General features: G+C 46.5%; 22 protein-coding genes and 3 pseudogenes. 15 read left to right on the top strand and 10 right to left on the bottom strand.

Features of this window, described 5'->3' with window-relative positions; translation table 11 throughout:
• Positions 1 to 456: 456 nt before the first annotated feature.
• Both umuD and umuC read left to right on the top strand, forming a co-directional pair.
• On the top strand, positions 457 to 885 hold the full coding sequence (umuD, locus tag ACI955_RS08720; RefSeq protein WP_415243352.1) for a translesion error-prone DNA polymerase V autoproteolytic subunit: 429 nt from the start codon (positions 457 to 459) through the stop codon (positions 883 to 885).
• A complete protein-coding gene (gene umuC, locus ACI955_RS08715) occupies positions 885 to 2153 on the top strand; it encodes a translesion error-prone DNA polymerase V subunit UmuC (protein ID WP_415243351.1) in 1269 nt (422 codons plus the stop codon). Before umuD ends, umuC begins: the two co-directional genes overlap by 1 nt.
• A 39-nt stretch (positions 2154 to 2192) precedes the next feature.
• Here the strand turns inward: umuC and ACI955_RS08710 are convergent, their stop codons facing one another.
• From ACI955_RS08710 to ACI955_RS08685, 6 genes are all read right to left on the bottom strand, one after another.
• Complete coding sequence (locus tag ACI955_RS08710) at positions 2193 to 2798, bottom strand: SOS response-associated peptidase (protein ID WP_415243350.1); 606 nt, start codon at positions 2796 to 2798, stop codon at positions 2193 to 2195.
• Between the two features lie 149 nt (positions 2799 to 2947).
• Positions 2948 to 5446, bottom strand: a complete 2499-nt coding sequence (locus tag ACI955_RS08705) for a TonB-dependent receptor (RefSeq protein ID WP_415243349.1) — start codon at positions 5444 to 5446, stop codon at positions 2948 to 2950.
• A 127-nt stretch (positions 5447 to 5573) separates the two neighbouring features.
• Entirely contained in the window at positions 5574 to 5984 is a 411-nt protein-coding gene (locus ACI955_RS08700) for a hypothetical protein (protein ID WP_415243348.1), read from the bottom strand.
• 478 nt (positions 5985 to 6462) lie between these two features.
• Positions 6463 to 7632, bottom strand: a complete 1170-nt coding sequence (locus ACI955_RS08695; RefSeq protein ID WP_415243347.1) for an alkane 1-monooxygenase — start codon at positions 7630 to 7632, stop codon at positions 6463 to 6465.
• 43 nt (positions 7633 to 7675) lie between these two features.
• On the bottom strand, positions 7676 to 8710 hold the full coding sequence (locus ACI955_RS08690) for a 2Fe-2S iron-sulfur cluster-binding protein (RefSeq protein WP_415243346.1): 1035 nt from the start codon (positions 8708 to 8710) through the stop codon (positions 7676 to 7678).
• 47 nt (positions 8711 to 8757) lie between these two features.
• Positions 8758 to 9471 (bottom strand): SDR family NAD(P)-dependent oxidoreductase, encoded by a 714-nt coding sequence (locus ACI955_RS08685; protein ID WP_415243345.1) that lies wholly within the window; start codon positions 9469 to 9471, stop codon positions 8758 to 8760.
• A 205-nt stretch (positions 9472 to 9676) separates the two neighbouring features.
• Between ACI955_RS08685 and ACI955_RS08680 the strand changes: the two genes are divergently transcribed.
• The 4 genes and pseudogenes from ACI955_RS08680 to ACI955_RS08665 all read left to right on the top strand — a co-directional run bounded on the left by ACI955_RS08680 (position 9677) and on the right by ACI955_RS08665 (position 12044).
• A complete protein-coding gene (locus tag ACI955_RS08680; protein WP_415243344.1) occupies positions 9677 to 10228 on the top strand; it encodes a TetR/AcrR family transcriptional regulator in 552 nt (183 codons plus the stop codon).
• Positions 10229 to 10520: 292 nt separating this feature from the next.
• A pseudogene (locus ACI955_RS08675) lies at positions 10521 to 10685 on the top strand (IS6 family transposase); the annotation flags it as partial.
• Between the two features lie 243 nt (positions 10686 to 10928).
• Entirely contained in the window at positions 10929 to 11153 is a 225-nt protein-coding gene (locus tag ACI955_RS08670) for an SDR family oxidoreductase (protein ID WP_415243343.1), read from the top strand.
• Between the two features lie 111 nt (positions 11154 to 11264).
• Positions 11265 to 12044, top strand: a complete 780-nt coding sequence (locus tag ACI955_RS08665; protein WP_415243342.1) for an SDR family NAD(P)-dependent oxidoreductase — start codon at positions 11265 to 11267, stop codon at positions 12042 to 12044.
• A gap of 386 nt (positions 12045 to 12430) precedes the next feature.
• On the opposite strand, the gene ACI955_RS08660 is transcribed toward ACI955_RS08665, so the two are convergent.
• From ACI955_RS08660 to ACI955_RS08650, 3 genes are all read right to left on the bottom strand, one after another.
• Complete coding sequence (locus ACI955_RS08660; protein WP_415243341.1) at positions 12431 to 13237, bottom strand: alpha/beta fold hydrolase; 807 nt, start codon at positions 13235 to 13237, stop codon at positions 12431 to 12433.
• Positions 13224 to 14750 carry a WS/DGAT/MGAT family O-acyltransferase gene (locus ACI955_RS08655; protein ID WP_415243340.1) on the bottom strand — a complete coding sequence of 509 codons (1527 nt, stop codon included), beginning with the start codon at positions 14748 to 14750 and terminating at the stop codon, positions 13224 to 13226. The genes ACI955_RS08660 and ACI955_RS08655 overlap by 14 nt, the downstream gene beginning before the upstream one ends.
• Positions 14751 to 14921: 171 nt before the next feature.
• Positions 14922 to 15446: a hypothetical protein gene (locus ACI955_RS08650; protein ID WP_415243369.1), complete on the bottom strand. Its 525-nt coding sequence runs from the start codon at positions 15444 to 15446 to the stop codon at positions 14922 to 14924.
• Here ACI955_RS08650 and ACI955_RS08645 point away from each other — a divergent pair.
• A pseudogene (locus tag ACI955_RS08645) lies at positions 15426 to 15575 on the top strand (IS6 family transposase); the annotation flags it as partial. The gene ACI955_RS08650 and the pseudogene ACI955_RS08645 overlap by 21 nt on opposite strands.
• 316 nt (positions 15576 to 15891) lie before the next feature.
• A complete protein-coding gene (locus ACI955_RS08640; RefSeq protein ID WP_415243339.1) occupies positions 15892 to 18207 on the top strand; it encodes a prolyl oligopeptidase family serine peptidase in 2316 nt (771 codons plus the stop codon).
• A 108-nt stretch (positions 18208 to 18315) separates the two neighbouring features.
• Here ACI955_RS08640 and ACI955_RS08635 read toward each other — a convergent pair.
• A pseudogene (locus tag ACI955_RS08635) lies at positions 18316 to 18867 on the bottom strand (IS3 family transposase); the annotation flags it as partial.
• Positions 18868 to 18984: 117 nt separating this feature from the next.
• Here ACI955_RS08635 and ACI955_RS08630 point away from each other — a divergent pair.
• From ACI955_RS08630 to ACI955_RS08600, 7 genes are all read left to right on the top strand, one after another.
• Positions 18985 to 19581, top strand: coding sequence for a TetR/AcrR family transcriptional regulator (locus tag ACI955_RS08630; RefSeq protein ID WP_415243338.1), 597 nt, complete (start codon positions 18985 to 18987; stop codon positions 19579 to 19581).
• 47 nt (positions 19582 to 19628) lie between these two features.
• On the top strand, positions 19629 to 22844 hold the full coding sequence (locus ACI955_RS08625; RefSeq protein WP_415243337.1) for an outer membrane lipoprotein-sorting protein: 3216 nt from the start codon (positions 19629 to 19631) through the stop codon (positions 22842 to 22844).
• The gene (locus tag ACI955_RS08620; protein ID WP_415243336.1) at positions 22841 to 24154 is read left to right on the top strand and encodes a DUF1302 family protein; all 1314 of its coding nucleotides are present in this window, start codon (positions 22841 to 22843) and stop codon (positions 24152 to 24154) included. The genes ACI955_RS08625 and ACI955_RS08620 overlap by 4 nt, the downstream gene beginning before the upstream one ends.
• Positions 24155 to 24169: 15 nt before the next feature.
• Positions 24170 to 24418, top strand: a complete 249-nt coding sequence (locus ACI955_RS08615; protein WP_415243335.1) for a hypothetical protein — start codon at positions 24170 to 24172, stop codon at positions 24416 to 24418.
• Between the two features lie 424 nt (positions 24419 to 24842).
• Positions 24843 to 25271, top strand: a complete 429-nt coding sequence (locus ACI955_RS08610; RefSeq protein ID WP_415243334.1) for a GFA family protein — start codon at positions 24843 to 24845, stop codon at positions 25269 to 25271.
• A gap of 603 nt (positions 25272 to 25874) precedes the next feature.
• Positions 25875 to 26237 (top strand): hypothetical protein, encoded by a 363-nt coding sequence (locus ACI955_RS08605; protein ID WP_415243333.1) that lies wholly within the window; start codon positions 25875 to 25877, stop codon positions 26235 to 26237.
• Positions 26238 to 26285: 48 nt separating this feature from the next.
• Complete coding sequence (locus tag ACI955_RS08600) at positions 26286 to 26894, top strand: hypothetical protein (RefSeq protein WP_415243332.1); 609 nt, start codon at positions 26286 to 26288, stop codon at positions 26892 to 26894.
• Positions 26895 to 26914: the final 20 nt, after the last annotated feature.

Here is a 26914-nt window from a genome sequence, read left to right as displayed (position 1 = left end):
TAAGACGAAATTATAGGTCTCGTTGTTATTGCTGAGTTCGGCCTCAAATAGCGGCATCGTTCCAATAATCACTTCCAGCTTGGTTTCTGCTGTTCAGTCCTCTGTGAATACCGTTTTTTCAGTCGCGGGCCTTCCTAATTGTTTGACGTGATCGCGGAAATTATAAAGGGTTTGCGCCGACACCTCTGCTGTTCAGTAACTTCCGCTATGGTCATGCTAAGTGGCGGAATTAATTTCTTTAATATTGACCCTCTACGTGCGCTCGAATAACGGACCCTTTTTTAATCAAAATCGCCCCTGACCCTTATGGACATCATTTTCTAAAGAGTGGTGATTAGCCTGATAAAGGCGGTGGTTCTCGGTACTGCGCTAGTAAAAATATAGATAAAGTCACTTGCCTAGTTATAGCTATCCATAATACTGTATATATACACAGTATATCAATTGGAAGTAGCTATGAACGTTTCAATATTCAGCCGAAGCGCTCGGTTTAAGCGCCAACTCATTCCGCTATTCTTAGATCGTATTTCAGCAGGCTTTCCGTCACCAGCACAAGATTATATTGAGCGAACACTGGATCTGAACGAGCTTTGCGTTAAGCACCCGGCGGCGACATTCTTTGTTCGTGTTCAGGGCGACTCGATGACAGATGTCGGGATTTACCCGAATGACGTGCTATCCGTAGACCGCTCCTTGAAGGCGGTTCATGGCGATATAGTGATTGCCTGCCTTGATTCAGAGATGACGGTAAAAGAGCTTGCCCTTAAGCCAACGATGAGGCTCATCCCTAGAAACTCTGCGTACGAGCCCATAGAGATAAGCGATGGTAGTGAATTAGAGATATTTGGCGTAGTGACGAATGTGATTCGGACTATTCGTCGCTAATGAGCCAGGATCTTTTTGCACTTGTCGATTGCAATAACTTCTACGCGTCCTGTGAAACCTTGTTCCGGCCAAAATTACGCGGTCTCCCCATAGTGGTGTTGTCGAATAATGATGGCTGCGTCGTTGCTCGCTCTAAAGAAGCCAAACTACTAGGTATAAAGATGGGAGTACCAGCCCATCAAATAGCGATGATGGTTAAGCAGCACAATGTTGTTATGTTTTCGTCAAACTATGCGCTTTATGGCGATATATCCAACCGAGTAATGACGACACTTGAAGATATGGCACCAAGTGTGGAAGTGTATTCAATCGATGAAGCCTTCCTCTCACTTGGGGGATTAGGAAAAGCCAGTGATATTGTTTCATATGGTTTGGATATTCGTGAGCGCATACAGAACTGGGTTGGAATCACGGTGTGTGTTGGTGTCTCAACAACCAAGACTCTCGCCAAATTGGCAAACCGCGCAGCCAAAGCCTACCCGGCAACCGGCGGTGTCGTTGATTTAACCGATCGTCAGCGACAGCGAAAATTGTTAGCCATAACGCCGGTAGAGGAGGTGTGGGGTGTCGGTAGGCAGCTTTCAAAGAAGCTGCATGATCTGGGCATCCATACCGCGCTAGATCTCGCTGACACCGATTTAAAAACACTTAGAAAGCAGTTTTCAGTCGTCCTAGAACGTACGGCAAGGGAATTGAGCGGTGAGTCCTGCCTTGAGTTACAGGAGGTCGTCAGCACTAAAAAACAGATAGTGTGCTCCAGAAGTTTTGGCGCGCGGGTTGAGGGAGTAGCGGAGCTCCGTGAAGCGATATCAAGCTATACCGTTCGAGCAAGTGAAAAACTGCGTGCAGGTAATCAGCTTGCAAAGCAAATAACGGTGTCGATACGAACTGGATATTTCAATCCTAATGAGCCCTCGTATAGCAATATGGCATCGACAACACTCGCTGTACCCACTGATGATAGTTCAAAACTTTGCAAAGCAGCGAATGGGTTACTGGAGAAGCTATGGCGTCCTGGCTACCGCTATGCAAAAGCCGGTGTAATGCTAGCAGACCTCTATGATCAAAATGTCGTCCAGGAGGATCTATTTGCACCTCAAGCATCCGTAGCTAGGTCTACGTTAATGGCAACACTTGATGGCATTAATAAAGGTCGTCATGGAAAGGTGTTTTTGGGCGCACAAGGCGTCAAGCAGGGCTGGAGGATGCATCGACAATACTTATCGCCAAGCTATACGACGCAGTGGTTGGATATACCAAAGGTATAGATGTAGTCGTTGAAAGGGTCATTCATACAATAACTAAGGCTAAAGTGCTTTTGGGCTGCTTACTGGCGTCACGCAGAGCCCAGAGTCATTCCTAGGTATGACTAATCCGACGGCCTCGTCGGGGGAGCAAGTTAGCCAGTGATCGATATGTTCATTATCGATAATCAACGGCGTCCTGGGGTGAACCCAATCGATGTCATTTGCTGCGGAGGTAGTGATGATTGTGAATGTATTGCGCTGATCTTCACCGTGCTGCCATGTTTCCCATAGGCCGCCAAATAGAATCGCGTCACCATCACTGCGAGATAATCGATGGCATTGTTTTTTACCGTCTATGATGGGCCACTCAAAATAGGCGGACGCGGGAACAATGCAGCGTTGTGATCGCTTCCATGCGTCACGAAATGCAGGTTTTTCAGCAACAGTCTCACCACGGGCATTAAACGTGGCATATTTCAATTTGGAGTCTTTTGACCAGCGCGGAATAAGAGACCATTTGCGAAGTGAGAATCCTTCGGCATCAAGTGTTAAAACCTCATCAGTAGGTCTTATGTTTTTGTGATCAATAAGGTCGCTTGGCCAATCTGCCAATAAATCATTCCAGCGATGCATTGCGTCGCGATCCTGTTCAAATGCGCCACACATACAGAGGCACTTTTCTTGCGTCGTAAGTGGTTAACGGAAAATTAAATGACTATTCGAATCACAAGTGCTGTTAATTAAAACGTGGCTTCACAGTTCGATCGAGGCGCCCATAGGACGCCGATAACAGTATCATTAGACCTTAAAGACAACTACCACTTATAACTCAGTTGCAGCGAATAGCTTCGGGGTGCATCAACCATCCCTGTCCACGTTGCTGCGCCGGTTTCATTGTATGCTAGTGGCATTTCTGATGCGTAAGCGATTGTGTGTTCGTCTGTTAGATTTTTACCCAATAGGGCAACACGCCATGTTTCATCTAAGCTCGATAATGCAATTCCTGCATTAATTTTAATGTAACCATCTTGGTCGACACGCTCATCTAGGGTGGGGCTAGGGTTATAATCCCCGGTCCCTACAAAGTCAGCATTGGCTCTCAACACGAAGCGGTCCATTATTGTAGTGTCGTATATAAGCCCAATATTTCCGGACCAATCCGCAACATACTGGTTGGTAAAGCCAGAATAGTCACAATGTACGCCATCAGGGCTATCGGATACTTGGCCTTGTCGGCAGGTACCTAAGTCAAAATCATCGAAACTAAAATCTAGTAACCCCAGCGAGTAAGTTAGGATCACTGACTCACTGAGCGCCGCCCGACCATCAATTTCTAATCCTTTTGACACGGCACTGGCTGCGTTGACCACGTTGAACCCGACTACACCGTCAAAGATAGATACTTGAAGATCATCGTACTGAGAATAGAAAGCAGTAATATTGAACTCAACTGCGCCATCAAACAGAGTGGATTTAGCACCTATTTCAAAGCTGGTGACGACCTCTTCTTGGAATTCAAACGCGCCGAGCAATACAACCGGGACGCCTAAAATATTTTCGGGGTTGGCAACATTCGCAGCTGGCGAGGAGTTGGACCTCGCGTCGTAACCGCCGGGTTTATGACCTTTTGTAAAGCTAGCGTAGGCCATCACATCTTCACCAATATCGTATTGTACTTTCAAATCAGGTGATAAATGTTTCTCTACACGACTACCACTTAAGTTGTGTGATTCAGCAGCCAGGTTATTAGCAATGACTGTGTTAGCTTCCTCGCCGGGTTGAAAGGCAACAAAGTTGTCGCCGTCGCCTCGACCAAGTCGCAACTCACGAGATCCTTCTTTTTCTTGATGTGAATAACGTAGGCCAAGCTGGAGTCTCAACGCCTGGGTTATGTTAAAGGTCGTTTGTAAGAAAATAGTTGCTAACAGATCCTCGTTAATAAAGTCGCGTGGAGATCGCAGGCCAACGATAGCGGTACCGGCATCGCCAATCCCCAGTATTTCCTCGGGCGCCAAACCAGCACCACCGCCAAGGCCGGCTGGGTCTAGGTCGCCTCTAGCACCTAGAGCCAGTAAGTCCAGAGCATTTAGCGCAGAGCGAAATATATCGGAGTCGGCAATAAACGTGTCAAAGAAATAGAAGTCCGTGTAATGAGCATATACGCCACCAATAAACTCATAGCGCTCGCCCTGGGGCGACACCCAGCGAAGCTCCTGACTGACTTGCTCATATTGCTCGTTGAAATAGGCGTGAAATAAATCAGCGCCGGTAAAATCACAGTCGCAATAATCCACGTAATCATATTTTAGATATGCTGTTGTCGCTATGAATTGATGATCGTTATAGGCGAAATTATTATTCATCGTAATGTTATAGGTCTGGGTGTCGCTAGAATCGTAGTTGATGGCCCGTGAGTAGTCTTGATCGGGGTCATTCACCTCCGACGGTGCGTCAATATCAATAACATTGGGCAGTAGTATTCCCAATAACGGTACCGTCGTTTTATCCAATATTTCCAACCAAGTACGATTGGCAAATACTGGATTAGAGGAATCTGAAGGTAGCGCTAGAATTGTTTCGCCATTGCGACCGGCGACTGAAATAGTACTGTACTCAAACTTAAACTGAGTCGACCAATTGTCGGTGTTATCCCAAATGACTTTATAGCGTACGGTCAATTCGTCCTGCGCAGCTTCGTCACGCTGGGTAATTGGGTTCTCATAATAGCCGTTAGTGTCTAGTTTTCGTACGGCTAAACGATGGGCTATGGTGTCGTTAATCTGACTGTTAAATACTAGATCAACGGAACGCTCTCCAAATTCAGGGGTATAAGACAAGGCGATTGAGGCAGAGTCTTCAAACGATGGGGCTGTAGTTGTCAGACTCAGCGCCCCGGCAATCGCACTTTTCCCGTATAATATATTCTGAGGACCACGCAATACTTCGACGCGCTCTACATCTAGGAAGGGTGCTCGGAATAACGGCCCCTTACCATAGTTAACACCGTCGACATAAAGCCCTACGCTTTGATCAAATCCCTGATTCGCACCAGAACCTATTCCTCGAATAAATATGTCCGTGCTAATGCCGGCTTTGGACATTGTTAGATTAGGCACATAGGCCTGAATGTCTTCTATTCTTCCTAAACCTGCTTCCATCAATTTGACGCCCGATATTGCTGTAACAGAAACCGGTACGTCCTGTAAGTTTTCTGCACGAAGCTGGGCGGTAACCACAACTTCTTCTAATACGGCGGTATGAGCCAATGACGGAATACTCATAAGTAATGGCAATAACCACATTGCTTTTTTCATTATTATTCCAACTATAAATTAGTTAAAAATTAGTCGACTCGATACTTATTCTTCAAGAGGACATCCTAATCGTCCTGAGCGACGTCATTTCTGCGTCATAGAGTGACGTGAAATACTAGGCGTGGACTTAGAGTGGGACGCTGCCATCAAAGAGAAACGTCAGCGGTAAAACTTCTAATCCTAAGACCTCGCCGATTAAGGAGATCGGATCTGGGCCTTTGCCATCGCCTATAATTGCCCCCAAAACCGGTATCCGAGTTATGACAGGTAGTCTTTCTACTATGGGTATGCCATTTTCTAGCGAAAGTAACGGAGACAGATTAATGAGGGGGAGCGATTCTAAGCCACCCAGTCCTGACTCGTGCGAAAGGAATCCATTGATTATTGGCAATTCAGTCGCGGTACCAAGCAGTCCACCTATTACAGGCAAGTCAGCGACAAAGCCAATGAGCCCATTAGCGTCGCTTAGTTGGGCAATCGAGGACATCGGCGTCATGATGAGAGCAGCATTGAGAATGATTATTTTTAATGTCTTCATTGTATATTCCTTATTTTTATTAAAAGTAATAATGGTTTCTAATTTAAAGGCCAACTAGTTTAGTTGGCGGAATAATTTTCTTGCATTAACACCCTAATAATTTTATTAAGAACTTGCTTTTAGGGTTGCAGGGCAAGCTGTTTAAGAACTCTAATCTTTTCCCAATTTTGTATCTCGTCAGCTTCACGTGGCAGTATGCTGCAAGTTCATCGCTGTTAGCCGTTGCTCGCCAATGAAAACCAGCAATGCTAGAAGTATCTCGCCCACCTTTAACATTGGGTATACCGATCACTGCAGCATCCTGTATCCGCAGATGCGAACCCAATATATTTTTATTTTTCCGGCCTCAGTGTTGACTTTTTAGCCTCCCTATCTAATATTGCGCAACCACAGAAATGTAATAATTCTAATTTTTCCTGAAGTGCGCGACACCAATATATCTCCTTGCGAGACATGGCATGCGCCACCTAGTGCTATGTTACGTCAGAGATGAGCCCTCAAGCCCGGACCAATGACTGACTCTGTTTGCTTCACTTGCTAAGTTGCGCTCCGCCGCTGAAGCGAATCTCTCGTCCCACTCTTTTAATTTTGGCGTAATACGCTTTTGCCATAAAGGCGGAATAAGCGTTGTTAAATAAGCGGTAGTAAACCCACCCGGCATTTCTGGCTGGTCATAGTAGGATTGCAAGTCTTGGAAGGGAACTTGGGCGTCGGCATGGTGATGGCTGTGTCGCGTCAGATTGTAGGTGAAGACTCCGCTAACCAAATGGTTGCAGTTCCACGAATGATGCGGCTTAACCGGTTCAGTAGGCACCCTCACGATGCCGTAGTGTTCTACATAATTAAGTATTTCTAAGGCGATTTTTGTCATTAGGCATATTATCAAATGAAACATGACGCCTATCCATCCGGCAAACAAATAAGCCACTAGCGTAGTTGTCATTGATATAGCCGCGAGTTGTAGCAAGACATTTTTAGGCGAGAAAATTGCAGCCCCGATCTTATCAAGCCTTGCGCTCTCTATTTCCCATGCGTTGAATACCGTTCGGTAAAGTGCTTTTGGTAGATGTTGATAGACGCTGTCGCCACGCGCCGCTGTGGCAGGATCTTTGATCGTACCTACATATGAGTGATGCCCGTAGACATGCTCTATTGGAAATGCAATGCCCCAGTTTAAAGCCATTGTAAAGCGTCCTAACCAAAGATCGAATGGGCGCCATGTTCTATGGGTAAGCTCGTGCCCGGCGAGACCGCCAGCACCAGTAACCGGCATTGTTAAAGCAAAAAACATTAATACAAAGTGGTACCACTGAGTATTGTTTCTTAAAGCAACCACATCAATGTTTGTTATGCTTTGGATTATATTGCCAACGCCAAATGCATCTTGGACGCCGCTACCCGCGACCCAAAAAAGCGCGAAGAATATCGTTAAACTTGCGGGAGTAGACATATATAGTGCAAGGTCTAATAAAAATGGGTACTTATAATTCTTCTCATCAAGATCTTTTGGAATCACCTGGTCTAAAATAGAAACTAATATAATAAATACTACTGCGGGTACCCACAGCCATATTCCTCCTAACATCATGCCAAGCGCTATAAGTATTATCATTGCGGGTAAAATATAAAATCTAAGATAACGAAACATGGTAAATTCCTTGCTATTGGCAGCGTTAAATTTAATTTGGTTACTATGAGCTTCCGGATTGATCCAAAAATTTGTCAAAAAATATTCGGTGTGATTCCATGCCGCTTACTTGCATTTTTTTCATTGCAGCATCGAGCATCGCTGGCGGGCCACACAAGTAGCCAGTTCCATAGTGACAATTTTTCTCGTTAATATATTCAGTGACCATGCCACGTTGACCGCTCCAGTCGCTGTCTATAGGTTCATCTGATAGCACCGGAATAAAGTGAAAGTCATTTTTCCACAGTACGCCTAAATTTTTAATATGCTCTTGGTAGTAAATGTCGCGTTGTGACCTGACGCCCATTAGCAGTGTTAGGGGTTGATCAATAATGGCACTGTTACTGTTGATCGCCTCTTCGAGCACGGCGATGATCGGTGCTAGACCACTTCCTCCGACGACGCATAACACTGGCGTAGCCTGATCTCGGAGATAAAAATCGCCACTAGCTGCAGACAGTTTCACTTTAGCCCCGATATTCATTGGATCAATTAGCCAAGTTGACATGTGACCTTCTGGTACCGCGCGAACAAAGAATGACGTTTTCTTATCTTCGTCTAGCGTGTGTTTGTGCGCAAAGGAGTAGCAGCGAGCAGGAATGTCGGTATCCAGTGTTTGGACGGATGTGTATTGTCCGGGCTTATAGTGGATATGATCATCTAAGGAAACGATAACTTCTGATATGTTGTGGGTTAACGGCTCAATACCTGAGATATATCCTGCAACTCCATTATCATTTTTATCCCAGTTGGGAAGCTCGATGACAACATCACTTTTAGGTGTGCTTTGGCAGGCCAGAATATAATTCTCTGCTATTTCTTGCTTGCTAAGCAGATACGATTTGTCAGTAAGTTCTTTAACTTTTCCTGAAATAAGGCGGCATTTGCACGTGCCGCATCCACCAACTTTACAGCTGTGTGGAAACTTTACATCATTGCGCAACGCGCCATTTAAGATAGTTTCTTTATGCTTTAACACCAGTGATTTTTGCGCATTGATTACTAATCTGTGTTCTTTCTTTTCAAATAAACCTAACATGGAGAATTTTCCTTATAGCCCTTTATAGGCACGAATGATTAGCTAGGTTAGGCTTGGTAAAATCTGCGGAAAAGCCAGCTGAATTTTGTAGCGGAACCAGGAGAAATCCAAAGTTTGCTATTTGTTAAAGCGCGTCCGATCTTGGTGATGACGGTCTCTGGAGATAAGGTCCGAAATACGCCGAATATCTTGGGATACACGGTTTTGCGTGTTTGCTTCAATAGGGGTGTTTGAACTGGTGGTGGACATATGCAGGTGAAATTTACGTCTTTGCCCTTATTCTTTTGGTATAGGACCTCTATGTCGGCAATAACCGCAAATTTTGACGCATTGTAGGCGCTAATATAAGAGGTCGAAAGATGCCTAGCCAGCGATTCAAAGCTGATGAATTCGCCACGTTTTCGTTCTAGCAGGTCTTGTAAATTCACATGAGCAAAGCTCACTAGACCGCCATATTTAATTTCCGTTAGATCGATCTCCTGGTCGAGGATTCTCGATGTCGGCATAATTCCAGCGGCGTTAACAACACAGTGAACAGAATCTAGTTCGGTATGCATCTTTCGAACAGAAGGTATAACAGCTTCTTCTTCTGTAATATCTCCATTCATGGACAGTAGTGTCGAGCTATTGGGCAATGCATCCAAACCGGCGTGATTTACTTCTAACGCGGCTATCCTCCAGCCTTGCTCTAACATTTTCCGAGTGTAGAGTTGACCCATGGCAGCACTCGCTGCAGTGATGAGGACCACTTTGCTTTCCATAAAACCACCAATTCATTTCATATCAGCTGCTGAGATTATTTTGCGGTTATCGTCGGCCCAGCACGGCGATAACTTGTGACTCTAATGCAATGAGAATATTATGAGACATTTCTCATGTTCATTAAACTCGTCTTTCTGGCGAACCAAAAGGAGAATGCAAATTAAATCTAAGTCATTGAAAAGAAAGCCGAAACAGGGAAGGTCCTTGGTCACGTATAACATTATTATTGAATCGGCGGCTCAGGTTTTACTGCAGCGTGATTATATTTCGACAACCACTAATCGTATTTCCGAGCGAGCTGGCGTCAGTGTTGGCAGCATTTACCAATATTTTAATAACAAGAATGAAATTTATGACGCGGTACTGGATTACTACTTATCTAAGATAGTGGACGCTATTTTTTGCATGGAAATCGGAGAGGAGTTCACGCTGAGGGAAATCATTGAAGTGCTTATCGAAAAAATATATGGCGAGTGGCCTCAGGGCCCTGAGTTGCTGAGAAAACTGAGACAAGCTCCGGGCACACACTTCCACGAAAAAATAGATGAATTGAAAAATAGGATAGTGAGTTATTTTAGTGTTCTTATTAAAGATCGATATAAAATTATAGATATTAAGGACCTAGACGTCGGACTAGAGATTTGTATGAATTCTATTGAGGGTATATTTCTCAATGCTTCAACCGACATTCCACCGGCCAGGCTTGCAAGGGAAATATCGTTAATATGTACTCGATATTTATTCCCTAATAATTAAACCTATAGAAAGTATTGAATCAGGTGAATCTTGGAGTTTTCTCGCAGATCACATTCTGCACCGGTGTTCCTCATATTCTTGACACCTCAGGCTAATACGATTCGCTTGCCTGCTTAAGCTTGCGCGTAAGTCGCTGCGCTATTGGTAATGTTAGTACGCTGGGGAAATAGGTATAGTCCTTTGCTTGGGAATAAGACCATGCAGCGATCTTTTCAATAGTATTGCTGTTCGGTTCCAAGACTAATTTGATGGTATTGCCAAGTTAACTCAAAGTTTCTGCTAATGTAGAGGTATGAGCATATACGAGCGTCACCGGTTTCCCCGCGATATCATTGCTTATGTAGTATGGCTTTATTATCATTTCAATTTGAGTCGCCGCGAAATAGGGGATTTACTGGCCGAGCGCGAGATCATTGTTAGTCGTGACGCTATGCGTCTCTGGTGCATTACATTCGGCACTATGCACATGCGCCGAGTAATTGCACGACACGACTATAGTGAGGCAGCGGGGTATGCGGAAATTAAAGTCGGTTCGGCAGGCTCAACAATTTTGATTGCTCATGCGGCGATTTCAAATGTATTCAATTTTGGTCGTCAGGTGATTCGAGCTGAAACGTTTCGTCATCTTAGGAAAGTGCGTTTGCAGAATGGTGAGGGTCGGTTGCTTGAGTTGGCACAGTGTCATTCCTAGCAACTCATAATGTTAACTTGTCAGTACTCCGCCGTGGTCAATATAATCAAGACCTTCGCGATAGGGTGTGGGAATTTGGGGGTTCGTTGCAATGCTATTTTACCCGGCCTGACCAATACCAAGTTTTTTGGCGCATTATTTACCCACGAAGATATTTACAGCAAAGCTACATTTAAGATTCGAATGAGGCGTCATGCTGAACCAAACGAAATAGCGGGAACAGTTTATACTTAGGCAGTGAAGCAAGCAGTGATACCAACGGTAAATGTATCGTGGTGGATGGCGGTTTAACTATTTAAGCTAATTATTTTTTAAAAATTAAACCAAGCTGAGGCATTATGAATTATGGACCCATTACTCGATTTTACTGATCAAGTGGCACTTATTACCGGCGCTGCTAGCGGCTTTGGTAAGCTCATTGCAGAGGGCTTGGCACAGCGTGGCGCAAAAGTTGTGCTGGGCGATGTGAACGAAGACGTGGTTGAAAGCCTTGCTGAAAAATTGCGGGCAGACGGCGGTCAAGCGGTGGCACAACGGTGCGATGTAGCGCTAGAGGAGGATTGTCAGCGGCTTGTTGCAACGGCGGTGGAGCGCTTCGGGCGATTAGATATTGCGGTTAACAACGCAGGTATCAGTCACGACTTTACACCGTTTGAAGAAATTCAACAGAGCGTGTGGACGCGCCAGTGGGAGGTTAACGTCAACGGTGTGCAATTTGGTATGAAGCACCAGATTACCCAAATGAAGAAGCAGGGCGGCGGTAACATTCTCAACCTTTCTTCCATGGCGGGAATTGGTGGCGCGCCAGGTATAGCGGCCTATGGCGCAGCAAAACACGCCGTAGTTGGACTCACAAAGTCTGCGGCGGCAGAGCTTGGCCCCGTTAATATTCGTGTTAATGCCGCCTGCCCGTTTTTTACGCTTACGCCAATGGTAGCAGAGTCGTCGATAGTGGTTCAGAAGGGCGTGCCAGCGGCAGAAAGTGTGTTGAGTCGCGGTTGTGTAATGAAACGCCTCGGCCAGCCTGATGAGGTCGCCAATACGATGATCCTGCTGTTATCGCCAGCTAACACCTATATGACGGGGCAGTGTATCGCGATTAGTGGTGGAGCCTTATCGCTGTGAGCGCGGTTGCAAACAGCTGAGTTATGTTGGGTAAAATGTCGGTGATATTATAGTGTTCCTCATTTAGACGTTTACGTCCTAATAAACCTTGAGTCGGCGCTAAACTCGCCGATTTTTTCTTTTTATAAGGGTTTTTTAACTCCGATTTTTAAAGAGTTATAACATGGCTGATTTGGTAAGTTATATCCTCTCTGATGGAATCGCTACCGTCACTCTTCAATAATGGCAAAGTGAATGCCATGTCACTGCCGCACATTCAGGCAATTGGTCTTGCTTTGGATCAAGCGGAATTAAAAGAACTGGATTGAGCTATTCAACAAGATTATCTTGATGGCAAAGAGTTGTTGCTAGAGTGATAAAAATGAATGCATTTTTATCACTCTGCTTTAAGTCGCGGCTTCGGCAGTAGCCGCTTGGTTTTGACATGTGGGGTATAAGCGCCGAGCCGAACCGCTTGGCTCAAACGCTCGCCACTGCCCCTCAGCTTGAGCAAGACGATCTGCCAATAGCCACCAAACCGTGGCATTGACAGTAAGCCCAGAGTGGCTGCCGTACACCGCGATATTTTGGCATTGGGCATGACCGTTGTGCTGCAGTGCATTACGCCAGTGGACGATACCGTCACTGTGCGAATACACTGCGGTTGTCGGCATCGGTGGCGCTATTTTCAGTGTCGCACGCAGCACAGGATCCGGCGGCCCATTCAGTAATGTAAACAACTTCGCGACCGCTTTGCCCGAATCAGGGCTTTCCGATATCGGACTACCTAGACTGATCACTTGCCGAACCAGGTGAGGGTTGCGTTGCGCCAGTACCCGTGCATACAAGCCACCGAGACTGTGACCAATCAAGCTCACCTTACCCCCGCTCGCAGTGTACTGAGCCAACAATCGTGCCTCCAATGCCTCAATTACACCATTTTGTGGGCCAAGGTTTCTGCCAAGCGTCCAGCCGCTGCTATCGTAGCCTAAGCGGGCTAAGAATTTGCACAGGGTTTTATTGTAAGCATCACTGCCGAGAAAGCCGGGAATAACCATTACCGCGTGCTTATCGCCTTTAGGCGCGCGCCGTAATATTGGTCTTGCTGCGTTAAGTGCAATGATGTCTATCACGGCACTTGGCAGTTCAAGCAGGGCGAGCAGAGGATGCGCGGTAGGTCGTTTTTCTTCCGCCAAAATATTATTGCTTGGCATTTTCAGGCGTCCTATCTGTAGCATTTACAGTCGCGCTTTTTACTTTTCTTGGTGCTTTGGGTTTACTTGGTGTAGGGCTCGCCGCTCTCTGCTGTGCTTGCTGTTTTGACGCGGCGAGCAACGCGGCTAGTGAATCTCGCAGGCACTGCGCATACAATTCTGGGTCAGGTAGCATCTCACGGCAGGCAGAAAATGTGATTGTAAACTCGTCGCAGTAGGTTGATATCGCTTGAAACAAACCCACGCTGTCCAGTACTGGGCCGGTAGGGAAGCTCACCAACATTTTAGCGCCGGTAAAATAAAGCGGGATGCGCGGCCCCGGCACATTGGTGACAACACAGTTGTAAAACGGGCTGACTCGGTTTGCCAAACTTAAGGAACTTGATAAGCGTGCAGCTGCGGCCGTTAAAGTTGATGGCGTAAACTGCAGGTAATCGGTCATGGTCTTGGCGCCAATGGCATTGGTCAATTCTTTGGCACTGCGCGTACTTTCATTGACAGCGAGCAGTCGCTCTCGTGGGTCGGCAATATCGGTGCGCAATTGGACGGTCATTTGCGAGACTTCATTGCCGGCCTTGCCCTGTTTGTCAGCGGTGCGGATATTAATCGGTGCAAGGGCGGCCAGCGTTACTTCAGGCAACTCGTTATTGGCCAACAAATACTGACGCAAAGCTCCACCAACAATCGTTAATGCAACATCGTTGACTGTTACCGACTCATAGGCATTTTTAATTTCGCGAATGTCTTCAAAACTCACTCGTATTGCATCTACAACCCTATGCGGCGATACATTGCGATTAAAGCGCGTGCGCGGAATATTGCCGACTCGCTTTAGCTTCCCAGTAAGCAGGCCTTTTACGGCCTGATATAGACTTGGCGTGGCATCTTTGGTGATACCGATAAATCGGAACGGCAGTTTTAGGGTGTTTTTCTGTGCCTGCCACAGCATTTCACGCTTCTTGGGTGGCTGGTCAGCGCTGAGGTTATTTATTGTGTCTATCTTGGTGGCAACATCAGGAGACAAATCGTGTAAAACACTATTGATTTCAACACCTGAGGCGCCGTCAATCGCGGCGTGATGCATTTTGGTGAAAAGGGCAAAGCAGCCCTTGGGGAAGCCCTCAACGTCATCAAGGCCTTCAATCACATAGGCTTCCCAAAGGGGTCGATTGCGATCGAGCGGGCGGGCGTGAATACGAGAAATTAAAATACAGAGTTGGCGCCAATCTCCAGGCTTAGGTAAAGCGATATGCCGAACATGGAATTCTGGGTCAAAATCGCCGTCGGCTACCCAATAAGGATGATCAAGGCTAAATGGCACTGTCATTAAGCGGCTGGTCATCGCTGGCACCCGCCGCGCTCGTTGATGAATGTGCTCAACAATCTGCTTAAAACGCACCTTGCCACCCGGTGCTGTGCTGGGGTCATATATGTTGAAACTGCCGATATGCATGGGCGAATTGGCGGTTTCAAGATAAAGGAATGAGGCGTCGAGGCCTGTTAACTGTTTCATTGCCGTCTCCTTGGCTCGCGTAAGGTGAATTTGATTATTAGAGTTTCACCGTTATTTCGCGGCGTGATAAGGGTGTTGGTCCGCAGCTGCTGATCCTAGGATTTCTGAACAGTGCCTAGCTCTGTAGGCATGTCGAATCGTAAAATCGGCAGGCCGCGCAACACACTTATACTACAAGCTGTCGCTGGTTTGAATAATTTTTTCTGAGCCGGTGGGTAAGCTAAAGGCGACGCCGTCTTCACCAATCGTATAGTTCTTAAATATCTTTTCTGCGCCATTTAAGAAGAGTGCTTTTTGGCCGGGAATAACCAGCGGCGGCACAATGTAATAATAAAGCAAATATCCCACGCCAGCGTCGCGAGCGGTTTCAGCGGCTTCTACCGGGCTGGTGTGATAATCGATAATGTCGCGAGTTATTTTTTCCATCGGGGCATTGCCCACTTTTTTAGCCACTTTGCTCATCAGCGTGACGAGGTTTGGTGGTAGGGCTTCATGCACTAGTAAATCTACGCCCTTGGCAAATTTTTCGATATTGGTAGACTTCACCGTGTCGCCGCTGATGAGTAGTGAGCGACCTTTGTAAGTAAAGCGGTATGCAACTGCAGGATCAATTGGGGCGTGGTTAACGGCAAGGGTATTGCTAAGTTGGCTCACAGTTTCTGCTAATGTGGGGGTATGAGCATACACAAGCGTCACCGGTTTCCCCGCTATATCATTGCTTATGCAGTATGGCTTTATCATCGTTTCAATTTGAGTCACCGCGATATAGATGATTTACTGGCCGAGCGCGGGATCATTGGTAGTCGTGAGGCTATCAGGCTCTGGTGATACGTTTTACATTGACGATGTTTTTATATCGATCAATGGAAAACGGCAGTACCTTCAAACTATATGAGAGTAACCGCACCTAGCAATCGCACGAATCGACTAGGATGAGGGAGCGGGGTATGCGGACATTTAAGTCGGCTGGGCAGGCTCAACAATTTTTGATGGCTCATGCGACGACTTCAAACGTATTCAATCTTGGGATTCCTATGAGCAGCTTGAAGGCTGTTATATCCATTGAAAGGGTGAGAGCCGAAACCGTATAAATAATAGAGCTTATGGGTTCCCCCGGCTCGCAGTAGTGAGAAATCCAGCTATGACAGACGACGCAAGCCGATTTTTTCGGCAGTGCATCAGTACAATCTTCGTAACCATCATTTTGGCTGCTTGTGACTCGAATCCCATTCCGCCGGTTGCCGATATGACGCCGCAAGTGCGGGTTTTTGCAACTGCGGCGACAATGATTTCTGGCACCGCAGGCTATGGTTCGGGTTCATGGACTTATACCGACTATGTCTACGACGATAGCGGTGCAGGTGGCTTCGATTATCCTGCGGGCAGTCCCCATAATGAAAATTCAGCAGACGCGGTTCTGTTTTCTGTTTCGCTTACCGAGAACGCGGTGCGTTATACGATGCGCCTCAATACGCTAATTGAAAGCAACTCAACCGTTTTCGCAATCGCGGTCGATTCGGATAACCGCAGCGATACTGGCGGTGGCGATTGGCCTTACAACGCCAAGCTGAGTTCTGCGGGCTGGGATCATCTGATAACCGCTTGGGGTGATAGTGCGACCGTCAGCTTCCCCGATGGCAGGGTTGCTACCGTTGCGATCGCGGTAGACCTAGTCACTAATACGATTGAAGTTGATGTACCGTTCACGATTGCGGATCCCGACCGCGGTATGTGGCGTTTGCGAAGTGCTGTCGGCTTGTGGGACGCGGGCACTAGTCTTTGGCGAGAAGTCCTTGTGTTATCTGCTGACGCATCCGCACCTTCAGGTAAATCAGATGTAAGCCTGCCGAATGCTTTCAATTTGCTATTTCGTAATCGCACTTGGGACGGTGGGACAGCCTTAACCGACGAGAACGATTCTGGCAGCTTTCAGTCGGCGCGTCAGGAGGCGGCGTTGTCAGCCGGCGATATTGCGCGGTTCTTTCGCGATGTGGATTTTGGCCTAATCACTGACCGGGTGACGCAGGCTCCGCCCCACCCGCAAGCTGACGAGCAACTGACTCGTATTTATGAGTCCGTGGCGACATCGAATACTTATATGGAAGGCCGCAATTTTCCGCCAGTGGGGCAGGCTAGTGACCGGCGCATCTACAACGGTCTGTTTCAGCCCTATATTTTGTTTGTTCCAGGGAGTTATTGGGAAGCCGAGCAGGCGCCCGCGCCACTGTCGCCGATGTTGCACGGTTGGCTTGGAGATCATCGTTCATTTAATCCAGCCGACGACGACTATTGGCAGTTGGTTCGTGATCAACGTGTGCTTGTCCCCAAGCCCCTCGGTCGAGGTGAGGAAGTATGGTACGAGCACCTCGGCGAGCTCGATATTTTGGAGGTCATTGAGGATGTTCGGCGTCACTACAAGGTCGACAGCGATCGAATTTATCTGGCAGGTACGTCGATGGGTGGCTTAGGCACGCTTAAAATAGCAGCAGCGCACCCAGACATTTTTGCCGGTATTTATGCGTCAGTGCCGCCGCTCAGTGATCGTACTCACGGGTACGTTGTGCCCGAGAGTAATGAATGGGATCTGAAATTGGTGGCAGACTCCCTGCGCAATGTGCCAACCCAAGTTTTCGCCGGTACAATTGATGCGGTGGTACCTGCGGGAGTGGACCCTGAAAAGTTCTGCATTAGACTGCGGGAGTTGAAATATGACCACGATTGCTGGCGCGATTTGCTTGGCCAACATGCCAGCTATGATGCCGCCCGTGCCAGTGAAATTGCCGATTTGTTCTTGAATCACCGGCGTATTGAAAACCCTTCCCATGTTGTCTATGCGAACGAAGAAGCATTTCGGCGGCAGGCCTTTGAAGCGGGTATCGGTGAGTTTTTAAGCTATGATCGGGTGTACTGGGTGTCGGGTATCCGTTATCCGGATGCGCTGGTCGACCCAGAATTCCCTCCCAGTGAACCTATCGATACCAGCCTGGAGCGCGAGCCATCAGATGTGGGTGGCTTGGGGCGCCGTGTTATCGACGGTAACCGGATATCGCGTATCGATATTCGTAGCTACGGTAATGGCGACGGCGAGCCAGTAGTGCGAGAGTTTAGTGAGACACCAATCGAGCGTCAGGACTCGTTGGTGCGCCAGGGCATGGAAGTTACCGTCGGCGAAGCAATTCCACTCAGAAATGGGTTTGATATGACGTTGACCCTTATAGATGGGCTCGATTTAGATCTGAGCCGAATGAAGCTGAGCGCGATGAATCTGACGGCTAATATGTCTGTGGGAGTTGACCAGGACGTTGCACTTGGCTTGTTGCTTGGTAGCACGGTAACTGTGTGTCAGGCGATGCTGGGTGGCCTCCCGCTTGATGTCGTTGTCTCAGGCCACCGGTTGGAGCTTGTTGCTCCGCTTACCAGCGAAGCACAGGTGTTCTCGTTGGATTGCCAAATTTGACCTGAGAAGGGCCCCCGCAAACAGCTGCGCAGCTTGTTGAAATAAAAGTGAAAAAATCCTCAAGCTGTTCTTGATACCAAAGTGTTCTGGTCAACAAAACCGGACACATTAATTTGCTAATTTCTCATACTGAACCGGCGATAAATCATTGTTCGATGAGTGAAGCCGGCCTAGGTTGTAATATTTAATGTAAGCTCTAACGTCACTCGTCATATGCTCGCGAGTCGGCTGATGAGCTTTGAAGATCCAGTCGTGCTTTAAGCTGCCAAAGAAGCGCTCGACCACGGCATTATCCCAGCAAGCACCCACATCTCCCATAGAAGCTCGTATGCCATAATCCACCAGTAGTTTGTGATAATGGTTACTGGTGTATTGCGAACCCCTGTCACTGTGGAACACCAGACCTTGAGGTGGCTGCCGAAGGTTGTAAGCCATGATCATCGCCCGACTAATTAGGCTGGTCGTCATACGCTTATCCGTTGCCCAATCGATTATGCAGCGGGAGTACAGATCCATCGTAATCGCTAGGTACACCCAGCCTTCGGCTGTTTTTAAATAGGTGATGTCACCTGCCCAGATTTGATTTTGTCCCACAGGGTTAAAATTTTGATTTAACAAATTAGCCGCGACGGTATCGCTGTGTTTACGCTTCGTCGTTATGATTTGGGTTGTTTGACTGGCCGCTGTTGAACTGCATCCGATATTGACTAAAAGGCTTGACGTTCACTGATTGCCGCTATACTATCAGGCCTACCTAACGAAAGGTAGGCTTATAGGATGGGCATTACAAACTCAAAACTTGATACGCGTACACAATTACTGGATGCGGCCCAGAAGCTCGTGCAGTTGCGCTCGTATGAAGGATTCAATTTCCGTGATCTCGCTGAAGCCGTGGGCATTCGGAAAGCTAGTATCTATCATCATTTTCCCTCTAAAGAAGCGCTTACTGTGATAATGCTGGAGCGTACACGCGACCGTTTCTTGGCGTGGGCATCAATTAATACTACTGCGATTCCTCTAAAGCAATTAGAGCTATATTGTTTTGATTTATATTTAGAAAGGCTTGGAGCCGGAAGACAACTTTGTCCTGGCGGCACATTAGCATCAGCGTGGCAGCACATGCCTGAGCATGTTCAGGCTGCAGCTCGAGCTTTACTCTTTGCGCAGCAGGAATTTGTTAGAGCCGCGATTGAACGTGGTATGGATAATGGAAGTATAGTAAATACTAAGGAAGCCGCGGAGCTTGCTGAGTGGCTGGTTGCATCAGTACAGGGTGCTTTGGTCACTTCCCGCATACTCGCTAGTGTCGCGGAATCTGGCGAAGTAATATTCACACGGTTATGTCACCAAACGTTGGGCGTCATCAGTAAATGATGTTGCCTTTTTTTGGATTAAAAAAACTAACGACTGGTAGGTAGGCTATGAAGACAAAAACACCAAACCATTACAAAACAAACACTGTAGGTTATCGATTTTTTGAAAATGTGCTGCGTTTTCGCTGGCTCGTTATTCCCTCTTGTTTGATAGTTATTATTCTTATGGGGACATTTCTACCTCAACTAACTAAGGACACATCAGCGGAAGCGTTCGTACCTAAAGACAGTCCCGCTTTAGCATTTAGGGATCACGTTGAAGAAGTCTTCAACTTAAAGGAGCCGATGGTCATTGCAGTCACTTCAGGTTCGGAGCGAGGAATTTACACGCCGGAGGCTCTGGGTTTAGTTGATTGGTTAAGTCATGAAATAGAGGCGATAGAGGGCATTGATCCAGATGGCGTAATTAGCCTAGCTACCGAGAAGGATATTCGTGGCACTAATGATGGCATGCTGGTAGAGCCTTTCTGGGAGAGTTTGCCGCTGTCGGCTCAAGAAGCAGAAGGCATTCGTGACCGGATACAGAAGTTCCCCCTTATGCTCGGTACGCTTGTCGCAAGAGATGGGAGCGCGACTGTGATTGTCGCAGAGATGCTTCCAGACGCTGAAGGGGAGTTGGTTTATCACGCTTTGCTAGAGCTTAACGAGCGTGCCAGAGCGATTGGGCTTGTAGCTGAGGATATTGAACTGTATGTCGCTGGTCAAGGCGCGGTTTCTGGTTACTTGTCCGCTTATATTGCCGCGGATGCTAGTCGATTGAACCCATTGGCTGCAGTCATTATAACTATTGTCCTGCTGCTTGCATTTCGTACGCTTGCAGGTACGGTGTTGCCTAACATTATTGTGATTGGAACCATTGCGGTGGGTCTTGGCAGCATGGCCGCTGCTGGTATTCCAATGTACGTTATTACAAATTCGTTGCCGGTGATTCTTATTGGTATCGCGGTCTGTGATTCAATACATATCTTTACTCAGTACTATGATGAGTTGGCCGCGCAGCAAAAACCAGACCATCACGACGCGGTAGTTCGTGCCATGACGGTTATGTGGCGACCTGTTACGCTGACGACACTGACCACGGTTGCGGGATTTTTGGGCCTTTCTCTTGCTGCACTTCTCCCCCCAATGCGGTCTTATGGCATTTTCGCCGCTATCGGAATAATGGCCGCGTGGGCGTGGACGCTGCTACTTTTACCAGCGCTATTATCCCTGTTCAAGCCGCGGTTAAAAAAGAACCAGCCCGCTGAAATTATTAAGCCTGACATGCTAAGTAAAGTGTTAGGTGTAGTTGGGCGTAGAGTGGCGAGGAAGCCAAAGCAGGTCCTAACGATTACGGCGTTATTCCTAATTTTCGCTGTCGTCGGTATTAGTCGTGTCGAATTCAACGATCAACGTATTCATAGCTTTCAAAAACAGGAGCCGCTTCGCATTGCAGATGCTGTGATTAATTCTAGCTTCGATGGCACATATTATCTGGATGTCGCGATAACAACACCAAATCCTGAAGATCTGTTTCAGCCCGCAAACCTTCGCAGAATTGAAAGTTTGCAAAAATGGATGGAAGGCCAGGGCGGGCTAGAAAATACAACGTCAATTGTCGATTACATTAAACAAATGCATAAATCCATGAACTCCGGTAACCCTGATTACTACCGTATTCCGGATAGTGCAGACCTTATCGCACAATATTTTTTGCTCTATTCAGTCTCTGGTGATCCCACTGATTTCCAAGAGGAGATTGATTACGATTACAAGCTTGCCCACGTGCGAGGGCAGTTAAAAAATGACAATTTTCAGCAGGTCGAGCCGATTGTATTAGGCCTTAAGCGCTACTTAAGGGATACATTTAATGACGATTCGATTGAAGGTCACACCACCGGCTCAATTGATCTCGCTTACTCTTGGATGGCCCCGCTGCGAGAAAATACCGCGGCGGGCATGGCGCTAGCGCTCATATTGGTAATGGCGGCGTCGGCTCTGTTCTTTCGCTCCATTGTATTGGGCGTTATCGCAACACTGCCGGTGGCGTTCTCGGTACTGATGGTATTTGCCATTATGGGGTATGCGGGCATATGGATTGGCATAGGAACTTCTATGTTTGCCGCAATCTCGATTGGTTTAGGTGTGGACTTCTCTATACACACTATCGATCGCTTGCGCGGACTTATTCAAGATAAAAACCTATCCTATGACGCTGCAGTAGCGGAGCTATTTCCGAGCACCGGCCGTGCCTTACTATTTAATCTGCTTGCGCTTGCGTTAGGTTTTGGCGTGCTGATGACGTCGCAGGTGCCGCCATTGCAAAATTTTGGCCTACTAGTCGCAATAGCGGTCCTCACAGCCTTTGTCACGAGCTTGACCAGCATGACCGCGCTGATTGGGATACTGCGTCCTACTGCACTTTTTGGTGATTCCAATATAACGAACTCCAAGCAGTCCGTATCGCAACAAGGTTATGCTCGTGTAGGCTTTCTCATTCTGTTGGGCGCACTGGCTCTGCTGAGTATTCATGCCAGTGCTGCGGATGATGCAGATGGCTTTGAAGTAATGCAGGCAGTCGATCAGCGACCAGAAGGCCTCACTCAGCGCTCTGGTTTAAAGTTAGAGCTTACGGATCGGCGTGGTAAAACTCGCCAGCAGGAAACAATCGCGCTGCGCAAATACTATGGTGAAGATAAGCGTCAGGTGATGTTTTACTTAGAGCCAAGTAATGTCCACGACACTGCGTTCTTAACTTATGACTATGCAGACCACAATGTGGAGGACGATCAATGGCTCTATTTGCCTGCATTGCGCAAAACAAGGCGTATATCTGCATCTGATCGTGGCGATTACTTCCTGGGGACGGACCTTAGTTATGAGGATTTAAAACGGCAGAACAAAGTTTCTTTGGACGACTGGCGTTTCTCGCGAGCTGGCATAGCAGATATTGACGGCGTGGCGACAATCAAGATCGATGGGGTTCCGGTGAGCAACGAGGTGGCAGAAGAGCTTGGCTATGGCCGCGCTGTTTGGTATGTGGATCCTGTAACCAACACAATTCGAAAAACAGAGAATTGGGATACAAAGAACAACCATCTTAAAACCACCGTCTTTAGAGATTTTCGTCAGGTCGATAAGATATGGACGGTGCACGAGATCCTTGTCAAAAACCACAAGACTGGTCACCAGACTCGTCTTTCTATAAGTAATGTAGCTTACGATATCCCAATTGACGATGCAGTGTTCGAGGAGCGCTCGCTTCGCAGAGGGTATCGTCCATGAAATGGCGCGCAGTTATTTTTTCTGCTGCTGGCATCTTCAGTTTTGAGCACGCTATAGCTGCATCGTCGATGCGCGCCGCGGGATTGATAAAAATTGAGAGTGCTGTTCAGATCGCAGATGGAACCACACAAAAAACGGAACTATCTCTACTTCCTCAGTTCGAGTGGCGCGACGTATTTGGCGTCGATATAAGTATGAACGGACGCCTGCGGAGCGACTGGAGCGATCGTTTAGAATCAGGCCAGCCAGAGCAGAATGCTATAGACCCGTGGACTCGTCGCTATCTTGTGGGGGAGCATGCTGATGCTGAGCTGCGAGAACTTTATGCAGAATTTTATTTAGCAAACAGTTATTTAAAACTTGGAAAACAGCAGGTGGTTTGGGGTAAGGCCGACGGGTTAAAAGTACTCGATCGAGTTAATCCGCAAAGTTTTCGTGAGTTCATTCTCGCTGATTTTGAAACTTCACGTATCCCGTTGTGGACAGTAAACTGGGAGTTTTATGTAAGTGATGACTGGAATGGACAGCTCTTATTTATTCCAGACCAGACCTATCACGATATCCCCGCCGCTGGCTCGGTCTACGCGCCCACCTCGCCGGAGCTGCTTCCACGCATCCCCGCCGACCGGCCTGTTATCAGTGCGGTGCGTCACGTACCAGATCGCACATTGGTTGATGCTGATGCAGGTCTGCAATTGTCCACTCGAAAGAATGGATGGGATCTAACACTGAACTATCTCTATCACTATGCGGACGCGGCGGTGACTCGGGTCATTAAACTCGACGCCGGTATTCGGTTGGAAACTAGCTACGAACGTACCCACACCTTTGGTGGCTCAGCATCAAATGCCTTCGGCGACGTTACAGTGCGCGCAGAGTTGGGCTACGCAACGGACAGATATATTCAGAGCATGGATCCACAATCGAACGATGGCCTTATTCATGGCGGCGAACTTGCGTATGTGCTTGGCCTCGATTGGGTCGGCTTGAGGAACACGCTTATTTCCATGCAGTTATTTCAGAGCTGGTTTGATAGAAACGGGGAAGCAGCTAGCAGGGATAGTGTCGAGACGGATATGACATTACTTATTGAGCGCCGATTCTTGAATGACGTCGTCGTATTGAGGCAGCAGCTAATTCACGATGTAGACACAGAAGACGGTCTAGCGTCTTTCTCGCTCAGTTACGACTACCTTGCGAACTTAGTTCTGCGGGTAGAGGCAGACATCTTTTATGGCACAGAAAATGGTCGTTTTGGCCAGTACGATACTAAGGATCGCATTCTTGTCGGATTTGAATACGGTTACTGAACAAGGGGAAATTAAATGCTTCAGAAAATCTTACCTTTATGTATTGGGATTTTAAGTTATATTGCCCCGCGCCAAACGGGACAATGGTCTGCGGGTTTACTTCAGCGACCAAGAAAATACGCGATCCGACCTGAGCAGCTGCCAACTTCCGATAGTGTCATCGTCCTTAACGAAGCTACCTACCTGCGGTGGGGGAACCGCAAGCGTATTGCTATGCTCCTACACGGGGTTGGCGCCAGTGTCACAATAGCGGTCATCTATTGAATTTTTAACCATCAACATAATCGGTCAAGAGAATATGCTATTTGCCGGGCTAAAAACGCTTTTCCCTCCGCGAACGTCACCGGTTAAGCACCCTGATTGCTTACTGCATTTGCACTTTTAAGCAATGTGAGCAGTAGAGCTATTCCCATTAACACGTTGGCGAGTTACTTAACTTATTGAAATTTATATAAAACGCGAGATGATCAGGGGAAAGGATTATCTGGCAGAAATAAAGGGAATTAGTCTTCGTTTGTCGGACGATCGCCAATAGCGAAGCCGCCATCTCAGTGAATTCCCTAATATTTTTCAATCCATACTGCAGCCCCAACTTTGATAAGGGGGCCAAAGTTATAGAGGCGCGCGAGTCTCTATAACTAACTGTTAAGTGCATTTGCAGAGTCATCAGAAATTATCAAGGGTCGGTATGAAAGGAACATGTAATTGTGGGAATGTTAACTTTGAAGTTTCAGGAGAGATAACAAAGCTATATCAATGTCACTGCAAATTATGCCAAAGGCAGTCAGGTTCAACTTCCAACACTGCTACAATGATCCACGAATCAAATTTCAAATGGTTAAACGGTACTGACTCGATTACGCATTGGAACAAAGATTCTGGCTTTACGTCAGACTTTTGCAACCGCTGTGGTTGTCCAGTCCCAAATCGCCTTAGGGAAACAAGCTACTTCTGGATACCAATGGGATTAATAGATAGCGCAAACGCAAAAGTTGTCGCACATATTTGTTGTGAATCAAAGGCTGAATGGGATCTTGTCCAAGGAGACGTTTTAATCTTAGAAGGAATGCCTGACAGCGTTGATTCGTTTATAAGTAGCTTACAATCGAGTGATTAGTTAAAAGCACATAATAAGCTGTTCAACAGGCCGTTTGATCTAAGGAGTAGATAATGGCATTCCTCGGCGACATGTTCATCGCAGGCTCAGAGCACCTTGATGGTAAGTATAAGTCAGGTGTTGCCTTTTCTATCTCCAGAAAATCCCCTTTGGACTTCCCATCCTTTATTAGACATGGGCTGAGTCCACAAAAATACGCTTCTTCATATTTATTCGGTGATACATCGTGTGGGGTTTATTGGATTATAAAAAATTTCTATAAACGCAATTTGACGGGCTCTAACGTCACAATAGTAGTCAGTCACTGTTTCCGCGTCGGCGAGACAAGTGAACAAGAGAGTGCTTCCCATTAACACATTGGGGAATCACTTAACCCATTGAAATTTATAAAAAACGCGATATGATCAAGGGAAAGGAATATTTGGCAGAAATAAAGGGAATTAGTCTTCGTTTGACTGGCACTCGCTAATAGCTAGGCCGCTATCTCATTGAATTCCCAATAATTTTTCAATCAACGTAAAAGCCAGTTCCGTGATAAGGGGGCCAAAGTGATATATGGCCTGAGTCGTTATAATAAACTGTTAAGCCAAATAAGGAAAAATAATGCAGGAAATAATCGAAAGTGCAGAAAGGAGTGAAGTCGCCATAAATCAAGGTGATGGTTTAAAGCTATCATTCAGGGCAGTAACAGGTAAAAAGAATTCACTAACTGAATTATTTAACGATGATGTTCTAGTTGGCATTGATGACGTAATAAAACTTAATTCAAAGTTGGAAGAGAAGTTAGGCATTAATCATAGTGTCACTGATTTTAGTTTCAGCGCTACACTAAATTTCTCAGAAGGCAGATCAAGAGATATAGCATCATTCAGCGACTTAGAAAGATTTGACACTGAAATGGATGACAGAACTGAATCTGCAATATTTAGATGGGATTACAATATACAATTTCCTGGAAAAACTTAATCGCAGCCACATTCAATTGTTCTAAGATTGAGTTCTCCTGCTAACCCAATGTTATTTCTTCAAACCATGCTAACAAGTGACCCAGAAGAGCTAGACTCTCGACAAAAAGAACATGCTGCAATTATGTGCGTTATTAATTTCTCGAATGCAGTTTTAAGTCAGGAATTAATGAATATTGTTTCTAAATGGGTTAAAACAAGGAATAAACTCGAGTCCGTATTTCCTGTTTTCGAAAAGCACAGAAAAACGATATTCAAAATTTCTAAATGGACAAAAACTCTCCTGCCAAATGTGTATTTATTATTGCTTATTTTGTACGCAAATTTATCGTCTATTTTAGGGCAAGAGGGTTTGGTTAGTAGAGAAATTTTCTTGTACCTAATAAATTATTTATTAATAGGTTTTCTTGGTTACAGGGTTGTACATTATGTTGGTCAATATCTGCAGGATCATGTTGAATATTATTACCATAGAGCAAGCAGATTCTCAATTTTAGGGATAACCAGCGGTGATATTCAGCAGCAAAATAAATCATTAGCTAATGCTACTAAGGCAATGTATAAAACAAGTGCAAGTATTACTGCATCATTAATCCTTAATACTGTTGGCGGTGTTTTGGCAGCATATATTTGCATTACTTACGGCATAACAGGCTAGGCTTAACAAGTTTGTGTACA

The organism is Zhongshania sp., assembly GCF_047636175.1.
Taxonomy (GTDB): domain Bacteria; phylum Pseudomonadota; class Gammaproteobacteria; order Pseudomonadales; family Spongiibacteraceae; genus Spongiibacter.
The sequence above is the reverse complement of the archived record's forward strand: the minus strand, read 5'-3'. Positions and strand labels throughout refer to the sequence as shown.